13 protein-coding genes and 2 pseudogenes are annotated in these 14,153 nt (G+C 68.0%); 4 read left to right on the top strand and 11 right to left on the bottom strand.

Annotation, left to right across the window (positions count from 1 at the left end; all coding sequences use genetic code 11):
* Nucleotides 1-14 precede the first annotated feature (14 nt).
* The 8 genes and pseudogenes from rfbA to FHY02_RS16475 form a co-directional block, all read right to left on the bottom strand.
* The gene (gene rfbA / locus FHY02_RS16510; protein WP_183924154.1) at nucleotides 15-887 is read right to left on the bottom strand and encodes a glucose-1-phosphate thymidylyltransferase RfbA; all 873 of its coding nucleotides are present in this window, start codon (nucleotides 885-887) and stop codon (nucleotides 15-17) included.
* A complete protein-coding gene (gene rfbD / locus FHY02_RS16505) occupies nucleotides 884-1,771 on the bottom strand; it encodes a dTDP-4-dehydrorhamnose reductase (protein WP_183924152.1) in 888 nt (295 codons plus the stop codon). The genes rfbA and rfbD overlap by 4 nt, the downstream gene beginning before the upstream one ends.
* A gap of 99 nt (nucleotides 1,772-1,870) precedes the next feature.
* Nucleotides 1,871-2,793, bottom strand: a pseudogene (locus FHY02_RS16500) (dTDP-glucose 4,6-dehydratase).
* 11 nt (nucleotides 2,794-2,804) lie between these two features.
* A complete protein-coding gene (gene rfbC / locus FHY02_RS16495) occupies nucleotides 2,805-3,371 on the bottom strand; it encodes a dTDP-4-dehydrorhamnose 3,5-epimerase (protein WP_311731864.1) in 567 nt (188 codons plus the stop codon).
* Between the two features lie 109 nt (nucleotides 3,372-3,480).
* Nucleotides 3,481-3,591, bottom strand: a pseudogene (locus FHY02_RS23465) (PEPxxWA-CTERM sorting domain-containing protein); the annotation flags it as partial.
* 260 nt (nucleotides 3,592-3,851) lie between these two features.
* A complete protein-coding gene (locus tag FHY02_RS16485) occupies nucleotides 3,852-4,724 on the bottom strand; it encodes a glycosyltransferase family A protein (protein WP_183924148.1) in 873 nt (290 codons plus the stop codon).
* On the bottom strand, nucleotides 4,721-5,761 hold the full coding sequence (locus tag FHY02_RS16480; RefSeq protein WP_183924146.1) for a glycosyltransferase: 1,041 nt from the start codon (nucleotides 5,759-5,761) through the stop codon (nucleotides 4,721-4,723). The genes FHY02_RS16485 and FHY02_RS16480 overlap by 4 nt, the downstream gene beginning before the upstream one ends.
* 8 nt (nucleotides 5,762-5,769) lie before the next feature.
* Nucleotides 5,770-6,771, bottom strand: a complete 1,002-nt coding sequence (locus tag FHY02_RS16475; RefSeq protein WP_183924144.1) for a glycosyltransferase family 2 protein — start codon at nucleotides 6,769-6,771, stop codon at nucleotides 5,770-5,772.
* 106 nt (nucleotides 6,772-6,877) lie between these two features.
* Between FHY02_RS16475 and FHY02_RS16470 the strand changes: the two genes are divergently transcribed.
* Genes FHY02_RS16470 through FHY02_RS16460 form a run of 3 tightly spaced genes read left to right on the top strand, consistent with a single transcriptional unit; the run spans nucleotide 6,878 to nucleotide 10,301 of the window.
* The gene (locus FHY02_RS16470; protein WP_311731863.1) at nucleotides 6,878-8,341 is read left to right on the top strand and encodes an oligosaccharide flippase family protein; all 1,464 of its coding nucleotides are present in this window, start codon (nucleotides 6,878-6,880) and stop codon (nucleotides 8,339-8,341) included.
* Nucleotides 8,338-9,486, top strand: coding sequence for a glycosyltransferase family 2 protein (locus FHY02_RS16465; protein WP_183924141.1), 1,149 nt, complete (start codon nucleotides 8,338-8,340; stop codon nucleotides 9,484-9,486). The genes FHY02_RS16470 and FHY02_RS16465 overlap by 4 nt, the downstream gene beginning before the upstream one ends.
* Nucleotides 9,483-10,301 (top strand): beta-1,6-N-acetylglucosaminyltransferase, encoded by an 819-nt coding sequence (locus FHY02_RS16460; RefSeq protein ID WP_183924139.1) that lies wholly within the window; start codon nucleotides 9,483-9,485, stop codon nucleotides 10,299-10,301. Before FHY02_RS16465 ends, FHY02_RS16460 begins: the two co-directional genes overlap by 4 nt.
* 39 nt (nucleotides 10,302-10,340) lie before the next feature.
* Here the strand turns inward: FHY02_RS16460 and FHY02_RS16455 are convergent, their stop codons facing one another.
* From FHY02_RS16455 to FHY02_RS16445, 3 genes are read right to left on the bottom strand one after another with little or no spacing between them, the layout of a single operon-like run.
* The gene (locus FHY02_RS16455; protein WP_183924137.1) at nucleotides 10,341-11,309 is read right to left on the bottom strand and encodes a glycoside hydrolase family 26 protein; all 969 of its coding nucleotides are present in this window, start codon (nucleotides 11,307-11,309) and stop codon (nucleotides 10,341-10,343) included.
* Complete coding sequence (locus tag FHY02_RS16450; protein ID WP_183924135.1) at nucleotides 11,306-12,547, bottom strand: hypothetical protein; 1,242 nt, start codon at nucleotides 12,545-12,547, stop codon at nucleotides 11,306-11,308. Before FHY02_RS16450 ends, FHY02_RS16455 begins: the two co-directional genes overlap by 4 nt.
* Complete coding sequence (locus FHY02_RS16445; protein WP_183924133.1) at nucleotides 12,544-13,662, bottom strand: acyltransferase; 1,119 nt, start codon at nucleotides 13,660-13,662, stop codon at nucleotides 12,544-12,546. The genes FHY02_RS16450 and FHY02_RS16445 overlap by 4 nt, the downstream gene beginning before the upstream one ends.
* 56 nt (nucleotides 13,663-13,718) lie before the next feature.
* On the opposite strand from FHY02_RS16445, the gene FHY02_RS16440 reads away from it, so the two are divergent.
* On the top strand, nucleotides 13,719-14,036 hold the full coding sequence (locus FHY02_RS16440) for a hypothetical protein (protein ID WP_183924131.1): 318 nt from the start codon (nucleotides 13,719-13,721) through the stop codon (nucleotides 14,034-14,036).
* Nucleotides 14,037-14,153: the final 117 nt, after the last annotated feature.

Raw genomic sequence — 14,153 nt, 5'->3', positions numbered from 1 at the left:
AGCGGAGACTTGCGTCAGCGCCCGTCATCTACCGCGCGCAGGATCGCGCGGCCGTAGGCGGTCTTGCTGAACATCTCGCCCCGCACCCGCGCTTCGTCGGCGGTGATGAAGCCCTGTTCGTAGGCGATCTCCTCCAGGCAGGCGATCTGGCTGCCCTGGCGGTGCTGGAGGCTGCGGACGAACTCGCTCGCCTCGATCAGGCTGTCGTGGGTGCCGGTGTCGAGCCAGGCGTAGCCCCGGCCCATCTGCTCGACGTAGAGGTCGCCCGCTTCCATGTAGAGGCGATTGAGGTCGGTGATCTCCAACTCGCCGCGCGGCGAGGGCTTCAGATTGCGGGCATAGTCCACCACCCGGTTGTCGTAGAAATAGAGACCGGTCACCGCGCAGTTCGACTTCGGGGCGGCGGGCTTCTCCTCCAGCGACAATGCGCGGCCGTCCGCGGCCAGCTCCACCACACCGTAGCGCTCGGGATCCTCGACACGGTAGCTGAAGACGGTCGCGCCGCTCTCCCGCTTCACGGCACTTTCCAGCAGGTCGGTGAGGTGCGCGCCGAAGAAGATGTTGTCGCCCAGCACCAGCGCGACGCGATCGTCGCCGATGAAGTCGGCGCCGATCGTGAACGCCTGCGCGAGGCCCTCGGGGCGGGGCTGCTCGGCATAGGCGATCGACAGGCCGAACGCCGATCCGTCGCCGAACAACCGCTGGTAATTGCCGAGATATTCGGGCGAGGAGATGATGAGCACGTCGCGGATGCCCGCCAGCATCAGCACGCTGAGCGGGTAGTAGATCATCGGTTTGTCGTAGACCGGCAGCAGCTGCTTGTTCACCGCGAGCGTCGCGGGGTGCAGCCGGGTGCCCGATCCGCCGGCGAGGATGATACCCTTCATTGCGGTGCTCCGATCAGCTCGTCGAGGATGTCGCCCAGCGCCTGCGCCCAGGCGCGGGGAGTGATGCCGTAGGCGGCGGTGATCGCCTGCGCCGACAGCAGCGAGTTGGCGGGGCGACGCGCGGGGGTGGGATAATCGGCGGTCGCGATCGGCTCCACCGTGGCGCTCGGCCCGCCGCGCAGCGCCGACTGGCGGAAGATCTCCTCCGCGAAGCCCGCCCAACTGGTCGCACCGGCGTTCGAGAAGTGGAAGGTGCCGGTCGGCGCGGACTCGTCCTGGGCCAGGCGAACCGCGATCGTCGCCAGTACGGCCGCGAGGTCCGCGGCGCTGGTCGGCGCGCCATGCTGGTCGGCGACGACGCGCAGGGTCTCGCGATCCGCGCCGACGCGCAGCATCGTCTTCACGAAATTGTGGCCGTGCGCCGAGACGACCCATGCCGTCCGCACGATGGCGGCCCTTGCGCCGCTGGTGCGCACCGCAAGCTCGCCGCCCAGTTTTGACGCGCCGTAGACGCCGAGCGGGGCGACGGGATCGTCCACCTCCCACGCACCCGGCTCGTCGCCAGCGAAGACGTAATCGGTCGACACCTGCACCAATGGGATGACGGCCGTGGCACAGGCCTGCGCGAAGGCGGCGGGCGCCAGCGCGTTGACCTGCCACGCTGTCACCTGGTCGTGCTCGGCCTTGTCGACCGCGGTATAGGCCGCGCCGTTGATGACCGCCGCCCACGGGCGCTCCGCCACCTTGGCCGCGATCGCGGCGGGATCGGCAAGGTCGAGGTCCGCCCTGTCGATCGCGACGGCGCGCCAGCCGTCGGGCCAGCGCACGCGCTGCAATTCGGTGCCGAGCTGGCCGTCCGCGCCGGTGACGAGGATCTCAGGCATGATGACATTCCGACATGTCGACACCTAGACTGATGAGCTTATCGAACCCAAGCATAGATCTGGAATCAACCAAAGTGTCGACATGACGACACATCGACATCACGCCACTCCGCGCCGCTCGGCCGCCTTCGCCTCGACCAGCGGGCGCCACCAGCCTTCGTTGGCGAGATACCAGGCGACGGTCTTCTCGATCCCGGTCTCGAACGTCTCGGCCGGCTCCCAGCCGAGTTCGTCCCTGATCCGCGAGGCGTCGATCGCGTAGCGCTTGTCGTGGCCGGGGCGGTCGGCGACGGAGGTGATCTGTCCGGCATAGCTCCGGCCGTCGCCGCGTGGGTGCAGCCGGTCGAGGATCGCGCACGAGGTGCGCACCACCTTGATGCTCTGCTCCTCGTTGTTGCCGCCGACATTGTAGCTGCGCCCGGGCGCGCCGCGCTCGAACACCGCCTGCAGCACGCGGACGTGATCCTCCACGAACAGCCAGTCGCGCACCTGGTTGCCCTTGCCGTAGACGGGGAGCGGTTCGCCGGCGAGCGCCTTGACGATCATCAGCGGGATCAGCCTCTCGGGAAATGGTACGGCCCGTAATTGTTCGAGCGATTGGTGACGACCACCGGCAGCCCGAAGGTGTGGCCCCAAGCGCTGACGAGATGGTCGCTGCCCGCCTCGTCCAGCCCCTGCCAATAGGCGCGCGCCTCGGCCAGCATCGTGTAGGTGCCGACCGCATTGGTCAGGACGAAGGCGCCGGGGCCGTCGATCGAGCGGTCGACGTGGCTCTCCGCGGCGAGGTGGGTCATGACGTCGGGTCGGAACTCCGCGATCGCGGCGCGGACGGCATCGGCGTCGCAGATGTCGCCCTGCACGAAGCGGTAGCGGTTCGAGGATGCGACCCGCTCGACCGTCGACAGCGTACCGGCATAGGTCCGCTTGTCGAAGTTGAGCACCTCGTGAGTCGTGTGCTCGATCAGGTGGCGGACAAGCGCCGAGCCGATGAAGCCGGCCCCGCCGGTGACTAGGATGCGCAAGTGCAATGTCCTCAGGCGAGAGGGACGAGCGGGCGCCCGGCATAAGAGAAGGGGCTGTCGAACGCCGCGAGCGTCGGCTGGCGGCCGTCCTTCGGCGACAGTTCGGGCGTGGTGCCGGCGGGGAGGGGCCAGTCGATGCCGGCACTGTCCCACGCGATCCCGCCGTCATGCGCGGGCGCGTAGGTGTCCGAGCATTTGTAGACGACCTCGACGTCGGGCTCGAGCGTCAGGAAGCCGTGCGCGAAGCCGACCGGCACGAACAGCTGATGACCGTTCTCGGCGCTGAGCTCGGCACCGACCCACCGGCCGTAGGTGGGCGACCCGCGGCGCAGGTCGACCGCCACGTCAAAGATCCGTCCGCGCACGCAGCGCACCAATTTGTCCAGCGCGCGCGGCGGGGTTTGGAAGTGCAGCCCGCGCAGCGTGAAGGCGGGGGCGGAGAGCGAGTGATTATCCTGCACGAAGGTCACGTCGATCCCGAGTCCCGCGAAAGTATCGCGGTTGTAGGTCTCGACGAACCAGCCGCGCGCGTCGCCGTGGCGCTTGGGACGGATGAGCTGAACCGTTAGTGCGCCCACGATAGAGCCGCCTCGCAGATGCAGCAAATCTTAAGCTTGCTCGATAAGGAAATTGCCGCCGTCCTCTCGGCCGGCGGCTCTCTCGCTTCAGCTTTCGCGTGAACCGGGTTCAGGCGACCGCGACCGCGAGCGCGCTGCGCTCCTTGCAGCGACGCATCGCAGCGCCGATCGCGCCGAAGCCCAGGATCATCATGCCCCAAGTCGCCGGTTCCGGCACCGCCTGGCTGACACCGGCCGCGAGGTTGTCGAACTCGAACGAGATGACCGGTGCCGCCGAGGCCGGAACCGCGGCAGTCCCAAGAGCGAGAGCTGCGGCAATAGCGAGCCGCATGATAGTTCCCCTTTGACAAGTTGGCTGCAAGTCCCCTGGCAGCAGCCACGCAGGTAGAAAGTTAAACGATCTGCTGACCGAACAAAAGCCTCAGCGAGCATTCTCGCGGCCATTGTACAAAAGACCCACGCAGCCAGGATGAAGGCGGATCATCGTCCCAGAACGATACGCGCCAGCTGCCGAAGATGCGTCCGCTTCGGATCCAGCGCCGCGGCGGTGATCGCCTGGACCAGCGCATCGCGGCGCAGGCCGTGGCGACGGAAGAGCCGGGTCAGCACCTCCGCATGCGAGGCGCGGATGCGCGCGCGGGCACGCCAGCCGGCAACGTCGGCCAGCGCTTTGGCGAATACCGCGCGGTGGCCGGCGATCGCTTTGACCGGATTGCCGGTAATGCGCTCGTGCAGGCCGTCCTCGTACAGGACCAGGCTGTCGGTGACGACTGCAAAGGGACCAGCGCGGCGCAGACGCAGCCACAGGTCCCAATCCTGGCAGCTGGGCAAAGTCGGGTCGAACCCGCCGACCGAGCGCAGTACGTCGGTGCGGACCATCGCGGCTGAGGTCGTGCCCAGCGCATTATGGCGACGCAGATCGTCGAGCGTCGGGTCGGCAGGAATGTCGTAATGGTAGAGCGGTCGGTCGCCGTCAACAGCGAGGATGCCAGTGAAGCTGGCGACCGCATCGGGCCGCGACGCCCATGCGGCAAGTTGGCGGGCGATCTTGGTAGGTTCCCACCGGTCGTCGGAATCGAGAAAGGCGACCAGCGCGGTCGCGGCATGGCTGATGCCGTTGTTGCGCGCGACATTGGCGCCGGCATTGGTTTGTTCGACGAGCGTGATACGTGGATCGGCCACGGCCAACCGCGCGACTAGCGCACGGGTGTCGTCGGTCGAGCCGTCGTCGACGATGACGATCGCGGTGACCGGCGCGGTCTGCGCCTGGATGCTGGCGATTGACTTGCCGATCAGATCGGCACGATTGTAGGTCGGGACGACCACGGTGACATCGGTGCCGCGCCACGTCATTGCCTAAGCTCCAGTCGTTCGTAGAAGCGACGGGCATCGGCGCCAATCACGTGGATGTCGAGAGCTCGAAGGTCAGGCACCGGCGCCTCCGCGGGCAGCGCAGCCAGCGTGTCCGGGGTGAGCGGCCCATCGTACAGTCGAATCGAAGCGCGGCCCACCAGCGTCGCTAGATCCTCCGCAAAGGCCGCGCGGGGGGTCAGCACCGGCCGCCCGAAGCTGAGTGCGTGGACCATCGAGCCGGAATGGAGATAATCGCGGAACGGCAGCACGATCCAGTCCGCCGCAGCGGTATGGAGCGCCAGTTCGCGATCGTCGAGCGCCCGCGCCGCCAAGGTGATGCGCCCGTCGCCCGCTGCCAGCCCGGTCAGCGTGGCGGCATAGCCGGGCTGGCAGCGGCCCGCGATGACCAGCCGATGCCGATCGCTGGGCAGCGCACGGAAGCTCTCGATTAGTGCCTCTGCCCCCTTGTACGGGCGCAGGAAGCCCAACATCGCCAGCACCGTCGCCTCGGCAGGCAGGCCCAGTGCGGCACGCGCTGCGTCGCGGGCGAGAGCGTGGTCGGCGGGATAGGAGGGATGCGGCACCGTCTGTGCGGGCGTGTCGCGCAGCGCCGGAAAGGTGTCATGCACGCGCGGCAGCGTTGCTGGGCTGAGCGTCATTACTCCGTCGACCAGCGCCGGCAGCCGATGCTCGATCAGGCGCCATAGGAGACGGCGCACGCCGGTCAGCTCGTGGGGGCGCAGGTTGTGGACCATCCAGACGATTCGGATACCGCGACGTCGCAAACGGCCCAGCGTGGCAAGCGCACGCACCACGCGCAGCGCCTGCACCGCGACCGACCCGCCCTGCCACAACAGCTGTTCAGGCCAGTGGATGTGCAAGATGTCGATGGGTTCGCGCAGGCGCATCGGGTTGACTAGATCGACGATCCGGCATCCTGCCGCCTCTAGCGCCCGCGCATAGATCGCGGCGAAGTCGTTGGTCGCGAAGGATGGCCCCGGCCAAAGGCCGATGACGAGGGGTTTGTCCGATGCCATCGCGGCCGTCAGCCCGCGGCCAGCCGGAGGGTGCGCGGGCGCGACTGGGCGGCGCGAATGCTGTCGGGACAGTCGCCAAAGCGGCGCGTGACATAGTCGATCAGCCCGCGGCGAAAGGCGAAGGCGACCGGGTCCGCCTGTGGCAGGAGCATGTGCCATGCGGAGCCCGACGTCAGCTCGCGCGCCCTCCAGATCTGACGGCGGAGCAGTCGCAGTCGGCTGCGCGCGGTGCCGTGTTTTTCAGCATAAAGCAGACGATTACGGGTCATGAAATAGGTCTGGAGCGGTGAGGTGACGCCCCCGATCGAAGCCGAGCCAACATGGTCGATGATCGCGTCGCGGACCATCAGCAACGGAAAGCCTGTCCGCTCGGCTCGCGCACACCAATCGGTGTCGTCGAAATTGAGGTAGAAGCGATCGTCGAACAGGCCGATCGCGTCGAAGTGACGGCGGTGGATCAGCATGCCCGCGCCGCTGATATAGCTGGTAGGATAGGTCGGCTGACGTGTCTCAAGTCCTTGGTGTGCGGGCAGGGTCCGGACCGGGATGTCGGTCTTGGGATCGCGGTGCGACCCGCGAAAGTCGTAGCTGGCCGAACCGGTGCCCTGATGGACTGGGCCGAGCACCGGCAGCGTCGCTGCGCCCCCGCGGCTCTCGATCGCCAGCGTGTCGATGAGGATCGCGAGCGTGCCGGGACGGACGAACGCATCGTTGTTCAGGATGAACACCAAGTCGTGCCCGGCCGCGAGCGCGCGCTTGATCCCGAGGTTGTTGCCCCCGGTCCAGCCGCCATTGACCGACGAGCGGATCAACGTGGCGTCGCCGTCGCCACCTTGGCCATCGGCGGACATCTCGCGTGCTAGCCGATCGGTCGAACCGTCGGTTGATGCGTTGTCGACAACGTACAGATGCCATGCGACTCGTTCCGACGCGCGCAGCGCCGCCAGACAGCGCAATGTGTTATCGGCACCGTTCCAGTTGATGGTTACCACGGCAATCGGGTTGTCCATGGTTTGTCTCTGCCTAGCTAAGCCGATGCGAGCAACGATTATATTGCACCGCCGCAAGGTCGTGCTAGGCGGTGAATGCTAATTTTCTAACAGGTAATCGCTTCTCGTGCTAACCGATACTCCTGCTCCGGCGCTTCGACGGTCGCTCGCCTGGGTGGGCATGGGCCAGGTCGCCTATATCGTCCTGACGTTCCTGGGATCGGTCGCGGTCGCGCGGCTGCTGACCCCGTACGACACCGGGGTCTTCGCCATTGCCGCCTCGACCATTGGCCTGCTGGCGATCATCCAGGCCATGGGGCTGAATAATTTCCTGATCCGTGAGCCGGAGCTGACCCCCGATCTGATCGCGACCACCTATACGGTCAACGCCATGATCTCGGTCCTGCTTGCGATGATGATCGTACTGATCGGTATCGCCGGCGGGTTCTTCTTCCGAGATGCTGGGGTTCGCGACGTGCTGCTGGTGCTGGCGGTGGTCCCGATCATCGGGCAGCTCGCTTTCCTGCCGAACGCCATGCTGGAACGCGAGGGCCGATTCCGCACCCTGGCACTGATGAAGACCACGTCGACCGCGCTCGGGCTGCTGATGACAGTCGGCTTCGCGCTGGCCGGCTATCGCTACATGAGCTTGGCTTATAGTCAGGTCGGGACGGCGCTGGTCACCAACCTGATCCTACTGGTCGTCGCGCGCCGACATGTCAGCTTCCGTTTCTCGCTGACACACTGGGCCAGCGTGTCGCGGTTCGGCGCGCAGATTTTTGCGATATCGGGCATCAGCCGCATGGCACAGCGTATGTCTGACATCGTGCTGGGCCGGCTGGTCGGGCTGCCTGCGCTTGGCCTCTACTCGCGCGCGGCGAGCAACTACAACATGCTGTGGGACAACATCCATACCATCGCGGCGCGGGTGCTGATTGTCGACTTCGCGGCCGTGCATCGCAGCGGCGCAGCGCTGCGCGACCGCTATGTCCAGGCCAGCCGCATGTTGACGTCGGTGCTATGGCCCGCCTTTCTGGGCGTGGCGGTGCTGGCCGGACCGCTGATCCGCATCGTCTATGGTGAGAAATGGGACGGGGCGGCGGTACCGCTCACCCTGTTGTGCCTGGCAGGTGTGCTATTGTCGTCGATCACCATGGCATGGGAGGTATTCATTGTGATGGGAGAAACCGGGCGGCAGGCGCGACTGGAAGTAAGCCGCACGATCATCGGCTTCGGCCTGTTCGTCGCTGGCTGCCTGCACAGCCTGGAAGCGGCCGCGCTGGCGCGGGTCGGCGATGCGATGGTCGCGCAATTCATCTATCGCCGCCATCTGTGCCGCCTGACCGGCACGACTCCGGTCGACCTGTATCGCGTCTATTGGTCGAGTGCGTTGCTGTGCGTTCCCGCCGTTGCGCCAGCGGTTGTAGTGATGGCGATGTGGCGCTGGTCGCCCGCGGTACCGCCGGCCGCGATAGTGGCAGCGATCGTGATAGGCGGGCTGGGCTGGGTGGTCGCCCTCCGCCAGTCGGGCCATCCGCTGTGGGCCGAGGTCACGCGGCTGCTCAACCGTCGCCGGGCGGTGTCGGCATGAGCGCGGCGATCGACGTCTTGATCCCGGCGTACAACGCTGCGCGCACGCTGCGATCGGCGGTCGGCAGCATCCAGGCGCAGACCTTGGCCGACATCGCCATCCACGTGGTCGACGACGGATCGACCGACAACACGCCCCAGATCCTGGCCGAGTTGGCCACAGCCGATCCGCGGGTACGTGTCCATCGCAAGGCTAATGGTGGCATCGTCGACGCGCTCAACCACGGCCTCACCTTCTGCACCGCGCCGCTGATCGCACGGCACGACGCCGACGACCTCGCCTATCCCGAGCGGCTCGCGGTGCAGAAGGCGTGGCTCGACGCGAACCCAGGCGCGGTCGCGGTCGGCGCTGCGGCGCGCCACATCGACGCCGACGACCGCCCGACCGGCACGATCGCGCGGCTCGACCAGCCCGATACCGCCAGCCTCTCCGCAGTGCCGGCGCGCGAGCCCTACATGATCCACCCCTTCCTGATGGTGCGCCGCGACGCGCTGGAGAGGGTGGGAGGCTATCGCTACGCCCACCATGCCGAGGATACCGACCTCTACTGGCGATTGATGGGGGAGGGGCGGCTTTACAACCTGCCGGACGTGCTGGGCGACTATCGGATGCATGCCGAGAGCATCTCGGGCAAGTCGATCGTCAACGGCCGCGTCATGTCGATCGGCTCGCAGCTCGCCGCCTTCTCCGCGCGCCGGCGCCGCGACGGGCGGGCGGACCTCGTCTTCGCCAAGGAGCAGCAGCGCGCGCTGGAGGCGGCGGGAACGATCGCGGCGATGGTCGACGTGGCCGCCACGGGCATGGCCGCCGACGAGCGGCTCGCCTTCGAGGAGGCGGTCGCCGGCAAGCTCCTCGAACTCACCAGCTATCGCCCCTACGAATTGGAGCGTTCCGACGCCGAATTCGTGCGCAGCGTGGCGAACCGCGGCTTCGGGCATTTATCCCCAGCCGACCGCGCGCTGCAGGTGCGCCGCGTCGCCGGGGCGGGCGCGCGCCTCGCCGCGGCGGGGCGACCTCGCGACGGCCTCGCGCTCGTGCCGCGCGCGCTGGCGCCGCAGATGGGGCTGCGCTGGCTGCTGCGCGCGCCGCTGTTCTCCGCGCTGCGCGCGCGCGTCGCCCGCTCGCGCGCGGCGCCGGTGAAATGAAGATCGCCGCGCTCATCCAGGCGCATCACGCGCCGGACCTGCTCGCGCGGCTGGTCGACGCGCTGGCGGGCGATCTGTGGCAGCCGTACCTCCACCTCGACGCGAAGGCGAACGCGGACGCCTTTGCCGACACGATCGCGCGGGTGCGCCTGGTCGATCGGCGCGTCGACGTGCGCTGGAGCGAGTTCACCCAGGTCGAGGCGACGCTCGCGTCGCTGCGCACCGCGCTGGCGGATGCGGCGAACACGCATTTCTACCTGATGAGCGGCCAGTGCTTTCCGCTGCGCAGCGACGACGTTATCCGGCGCACGATCGAGGCGCTGCCGGCGGATGCGCAGAACCTGATCGCGGTGCGCCCCATGCCCGAGCCGAGCAAGCCGCTGTCGCGCCTCGACTGGCACAGCCGGCTGCGCCGCCCGTGGCGCCTGCGCGCCCTGATCGACGCGGTCGCCGCGCGGCTCGGCCCGCCGCCCGCCAGCCGGCGCCTGATCGGTATGGGCGTGCTCCACGCCGGCAGCAACTGGTGGCTGCTCGATCGCGCGACGGTGACGGCGATGCTGGGCTGGCTCGCGGCCAACCCATGGTATCTCCGCGCCATGAAGCGCGCGAAATTCGCCGACGAAATGTTCTTCCAGACGTTGCTGATGCTGACCGGCCGCAGGGCGGGCGGCCCGCAGCCGACCATTGCCAAATGGATCGAGGGCCGCGCCAATCCGGAGATCGTCGACGCAGCCGTCCTGACCGAGATGCTGGCCGGATCGGCGCTGTTCGGGCGCAAGTTCACGGCAATGTCGCCGACGCCGGATCTGGCTTAGCCTGGATACCTTGTCTTACAGGTCAGGCTTTCAGCCTGCCTACCGCCTCCCGAAATGTCGCCGGAACGCCGCGGCGCTGCGCGGTTGGCGGCCGTTCGACAGCTCGGCGTTGTAATCGCCCGCGTTGTAATCCCAATAGCCGGTGAAAACGACGCGGTTGGCGCGCGCGAAGGCCGCCACCTGCTCGATGAAATACGGGTCGTCGCCGAAGCCCTTGCCGTCGGGGCGGGTGCCGGTGCCCCATTCGGGCAGCGCGAGCGGCTTCTTGTGCTCGCGCGCGAAGCGGGTGATCCAGGCGAGGCCGTAGGATTGCTCGACCAATGTCTTCCAGCGCCGTTCCGCGCTCAGCTTGTCGAGCGGGTTCCACGACTGGTTGTAGAGATCGGTCGCCACCACGTCGACGTAAGCATCGCCCGGCCATGCTTTGTCGGGGGCGATCTGCTGCTCGCCCTGCGCGGGGTTCCAGACGATCACGAAGCGCTGCCCCGGCACCGATCGCATCGCCGTCACGATGCGGCGGAAGTGGCGTTTGAACGCATCGGGATCCTGCTTCGCGGCCCAGGGATACCAGCCGCCGTTGAACTCCCAGCCGATGCGCAGATAGGCGTCGGCGTGGCCCTTCTTCACCAGCAATTCGCCCAGCGCGCGGAAGTGCGCGTCATAGGCGCCGGCCGCGCCCTGGGAGAGCGAGGTGCCCTTGTCCATCAGCATCGGCACCGACTGCGCCAGCCGGTATTTCGTGCCGTCCCAGCAGCCCAGCGCCCAGTTGATCGAGCTGAGCATATGCGCCCAGTCGCTGCGCTCGCTGAACTCGACGATGCCGTCGGCGGGGCGGCCGAGCAATTTCTCGAACGCCGCCATTCGCCCCCGCCCGGTGCAGCCCGCGCCGCGATAGACGAACATCGCCGCCTTCACCGGCCCGACCTTCGGCGCTTCGGGCATGGGCTCGGCGGACGAGCAGCCGCTGGTCGCCAAGGCGAGCGATGCGGCGATGGCGGCGATCCTCATGCGGCAACTCCTTCCGGTTCGCTCCCGGCCTTCTCCACCCGCGCATCCTCGGCGCCGGTCGACCAGATGCACAAGGTCGCCATGATGACGACGAACGGCGGGAACAGCAGGAACCCGCCACCCAGCTGGAAATTGACGAGGCCATAGACGCACACGATCGCGATGTCGCGCCGCCACACCGCCGCGACGAGGAAGGTGACGAACGCCGTCAGCCCGAACAGGCCGTAGTCGATGAACAATTTGGTCAGCGCGCTGCCGCTGCCGGCGATGAAGAAGCTCGCCCGCTCCATCGCGCCAGGGCCGTAGCCCACCAAGGTCCGCGTCTCCCCCAACACCGCGCCGATCACCTGGAAGGGCGCGACGTAGCGCGCATAGCCGCTGCTGCCGCTGTAGCGCAGCTCGTCCGCGCGGCCGGCGATTGCGGCGAACTGATCGGGCAGCGCGATCGCGCCGATCACGCCCACCACCACCAGCCCCGCGACGAACGCCATGATGCGCCCGGTAGAGCGGGAATCGACCAGCGCCAGGATCGGCAGCGTCACCGCCAGCGCCAGCAGCCCCGTGCCCGAATAGGAGAGCAGGTGGGCGACGACGTACAGCGGCACGAACCACCACTGGCGGCGCACGAAGATGTCGACGATCAACGCCAGCACCAGCAATTGCGAGAACACGCTCGGCTCGATCAGGAAGAAGCCGTTGGCGCGCATGATGTTCGAACCATAGGCGATCCACGGCTCGTGGTTGAACATCGGCTCCACCACCACCGCGCGCAACGCCGGCACCATCGCCATGAACGAGAAGGTGCGGATGCCGACGAACTGGAGCAGATATTGCGCGATGCCCAGCACAGCGGTGAGGCGGATGTAGCCCACGAAGATCGCGAAGGTGCGCGTCGCGTCGAAGCGGGCGGTCGGACGTACCACCAGCAGCGCGTAGAGCAGCAGCACGATCACCATCGAGCCAATGCTGATCGTGATCCGCTGGTCCGCCACGTTCACCGCGACGAGCGTGCTGACCAGCGCCAGCGCCGCGAACCCCACCAGCAACAGGGAGACGGCGGGGCGCAACGTCGCGCGGCCGGTCAGCAGCATCGCCGCGATGGCGGCCATGAAGATCATCTGCGCGACGTAGAAGGCGCCGGCGCCGACGTAGACGCAGAAGCGCTGGAGCACGATCGCGCCGATGAAGGCGGCGTGGATCATCAGCCGGCTGAGGCGGTCGCCGCGTGCGTCGGTCACAGCCGCGCGCCCTCATCGGCCTGCGCTGTTACGGGCGGCAAGCCACGATCCTCGCGCGGTCCGCGTCGGCGCAGCCAGCGGGTGAGCGCCAATTCCAGCCACTGCTGGCTGAGATGTGCGGCGATCAGCGCCGGCGGCAGGCTGATCGCACCGAACGCCACCTGAGACCATGCGCCGAGCGCACCGGGCGCGCCGGTCCGCTCCATCACCGCCTTCACCGTCGCCATCACCACCGGATGCCACAAATAGAAGCTGTAGCTGACCGACCCGAGCCATTGCAGCGGCGCCGTGGCCAGCAGCCGCGACAACAGGCCGCGCCCGCCGGCGATGCCGTTGAGCGCCAGCGCCCCCACGAGCCCCGCGACTAGCATCGCCGGCACCAGCGGCAGCCAGCCGGCGAGCGGCAGCACCTGCGGGCCGGCGGTCTGCACCCCGCCGCTCGCCATGTCGACGCCGCGCCACAGCGCCAGGAAGCCGAGCAGCAGCAGACCCGGCGCGGCGGAGAGCCGGTGCCATGGCGCGCGCGTGCCGATGCCCATCGCGATCAGCACGCCCGCCGGGATCAGGATCGCGCGCGGGAAGCAGGCGATCAGCGCCGCGCCCGCCACCCCCGCCAGGATCAGCCACACGCCCGGCAGCCGTGGGCGCAGCCACCAGGCGGCGCCGGCCAAGGCGTAGAAGGTCAGCTCGTAACCCAGCGACCAGGCGGCCGGGTTGATCTGGCCGATGTGGATGAAGGGCGGGGGCGCGACGAAGTTGAGCAGCCACTGGCCGGGCGGGGGCCGCCAGCGCCCGAGCGCCAGCGCGGCGATGCTGATCGCCGCCAGCGACACCCACAATACCGGATAGATGCGCGTCGCCCGGTCCCACAGGAAGGCGCGCGCCGACGGCGTGCGGCGGATAGCGCCGACGATCACGAAGCCGCTGATGCCGAAGAACAGCTCCACGCCGAACTGCAGGCTGGCGAGCGAATCGGTGACGGCTTTCGCGCGCGCCCAGGCGAAGGTCGGCAGCCCAGAATTGGCGATGTGGAACACGAACACCATCGCCGCGAACAGCCCGCGCGCACCGTGCACGTAGGGGTTGAACGAAGGGGAAGGGGAGCCGCGCCTCATGACGATTTCACCGCCGCGCAACCACTGCGTAAACTCTCTGTAGCTAAATCCATCTTATGCAATGGTCGTCGGATAATCGCAGGCTGGCAGGCGTTGCGGGAAGTGACCCCGCCACCGGCGGGATAACGGCGGGGACGACGGCTTCGCGACATGTCGTCGGAGAGGATGGCACGGAGAAGGACAACCACCTGGCCATGGCGGCCATGATCGGCGAATCGCCCCTCGGATCGGCCGCGTTCGGTCGCGGTCCCTGGGACGGGATGGGCGGACCGGGGGGCCTGTCCGAAGACGCGCTGCGGATCGTGCTCATCTGCTGGATCGGCGCCACCCTGGTCAGCGCGCTCATGTGGATCGTCGCCGCCCGGCTGATCTGAGCGGGCAAATCCCCTGGAACAGCGCCGTCTCGCGCGCTCGGCGATTGGCGACGTCCTGCCTGCTTCATTTCCATCATCCCGGCCCTGAGTTGGGGTTGCGCTGCCTTCCCAGCCGTC

Source organism: Sphingomonas sp. BK069, assembly GCF_014193405.1.
Classification (GTDB): domain Bacteria; phylum Pseudomonadota; class Alphaproteobacteria; order Sphingomonadales; family Sphingomonadaceae; genus Sphingomonas.
The sequence above is the reverse complement of the archived record's forward strand: the minus strand, read 5'-3'. Positions and strand labels throughout refer to the sequence as shown.

Excerpts from the sequence above, each read along its gene's own strand:
- FHY02_RS16445 (WP_183924133.1), bottom strand. The coding sequence starts at position 13,662 with ATGAGGCGCGGCTCCCCTTCCCCTTCGTTCAACCCCTACGTGCACGGT.
- FHY02_RS16475 (WP_183924144.1), bottom strand. The coding sequence starts at position 6,771 with ATGGACAACCCGATTGCCGTGGTAACCATCAACTGGAACGGTGCCGAT.
- rfbD (WP_183924152.1), bottom strand. The coding sequence starts at position 1,771 with ATGCCTGAGATCCTCGTCACCGGCGCGGACGGCCAGCTCGGCACCGAA.
- FHY02_RS16440 (WP_183924131.1), top strand. The coding sequence starts at position 13,719 with ATGCAATGGTCGTCGGATAATCGCAGGCTGGCAGGCGTTGCGGGAAGT.
- FHY02_RS16460 (WP_183924139.1), top strand. The coding sequence starts at position 9,483 with ATGAAGATCGCCGCGCTCATCCAGGCGCATCACGCGCCGGACCTGCTC.
- rfbA (WP_183924154.1), bottom strand. The coding sequence starts at position 887 with ATGAAGGGTATCATCCTCGCCGGCGGATCGGGCACCCGGCTGCACCCC.
- FHY02_RS16455 (WP_183924137.1), bottom strand. The coding sequence starts at position 11,309 with ATGAGGATCGCCGCCATCGCCGCATCGCTCGCCTTGGCGACCAGCGGC.
- FHY02_RS16480 (WP_183924146.1), bottom strand. The coding sequence starts at position 5,761 with ATGGCATCGGACAAACCCCTCGTCATCGGCCTTTGGCCGGGGCCATCC.
- FHY02_RS16465 (WP_183924141.1), top strand. The coding sequence starts at position 8,338 with ATGAGCGCGGCGATCGACGTCTTGATCCCGGCGTACAACGCTGCGCGC.
- FHY02_RS16485 (WP_183924148.1), bottom strand. The coding sequence starts at position 4,724 with ATGACGTGGCGCGGCACCGATGTCACCGTGGTCGTCCCGACCTACAAT.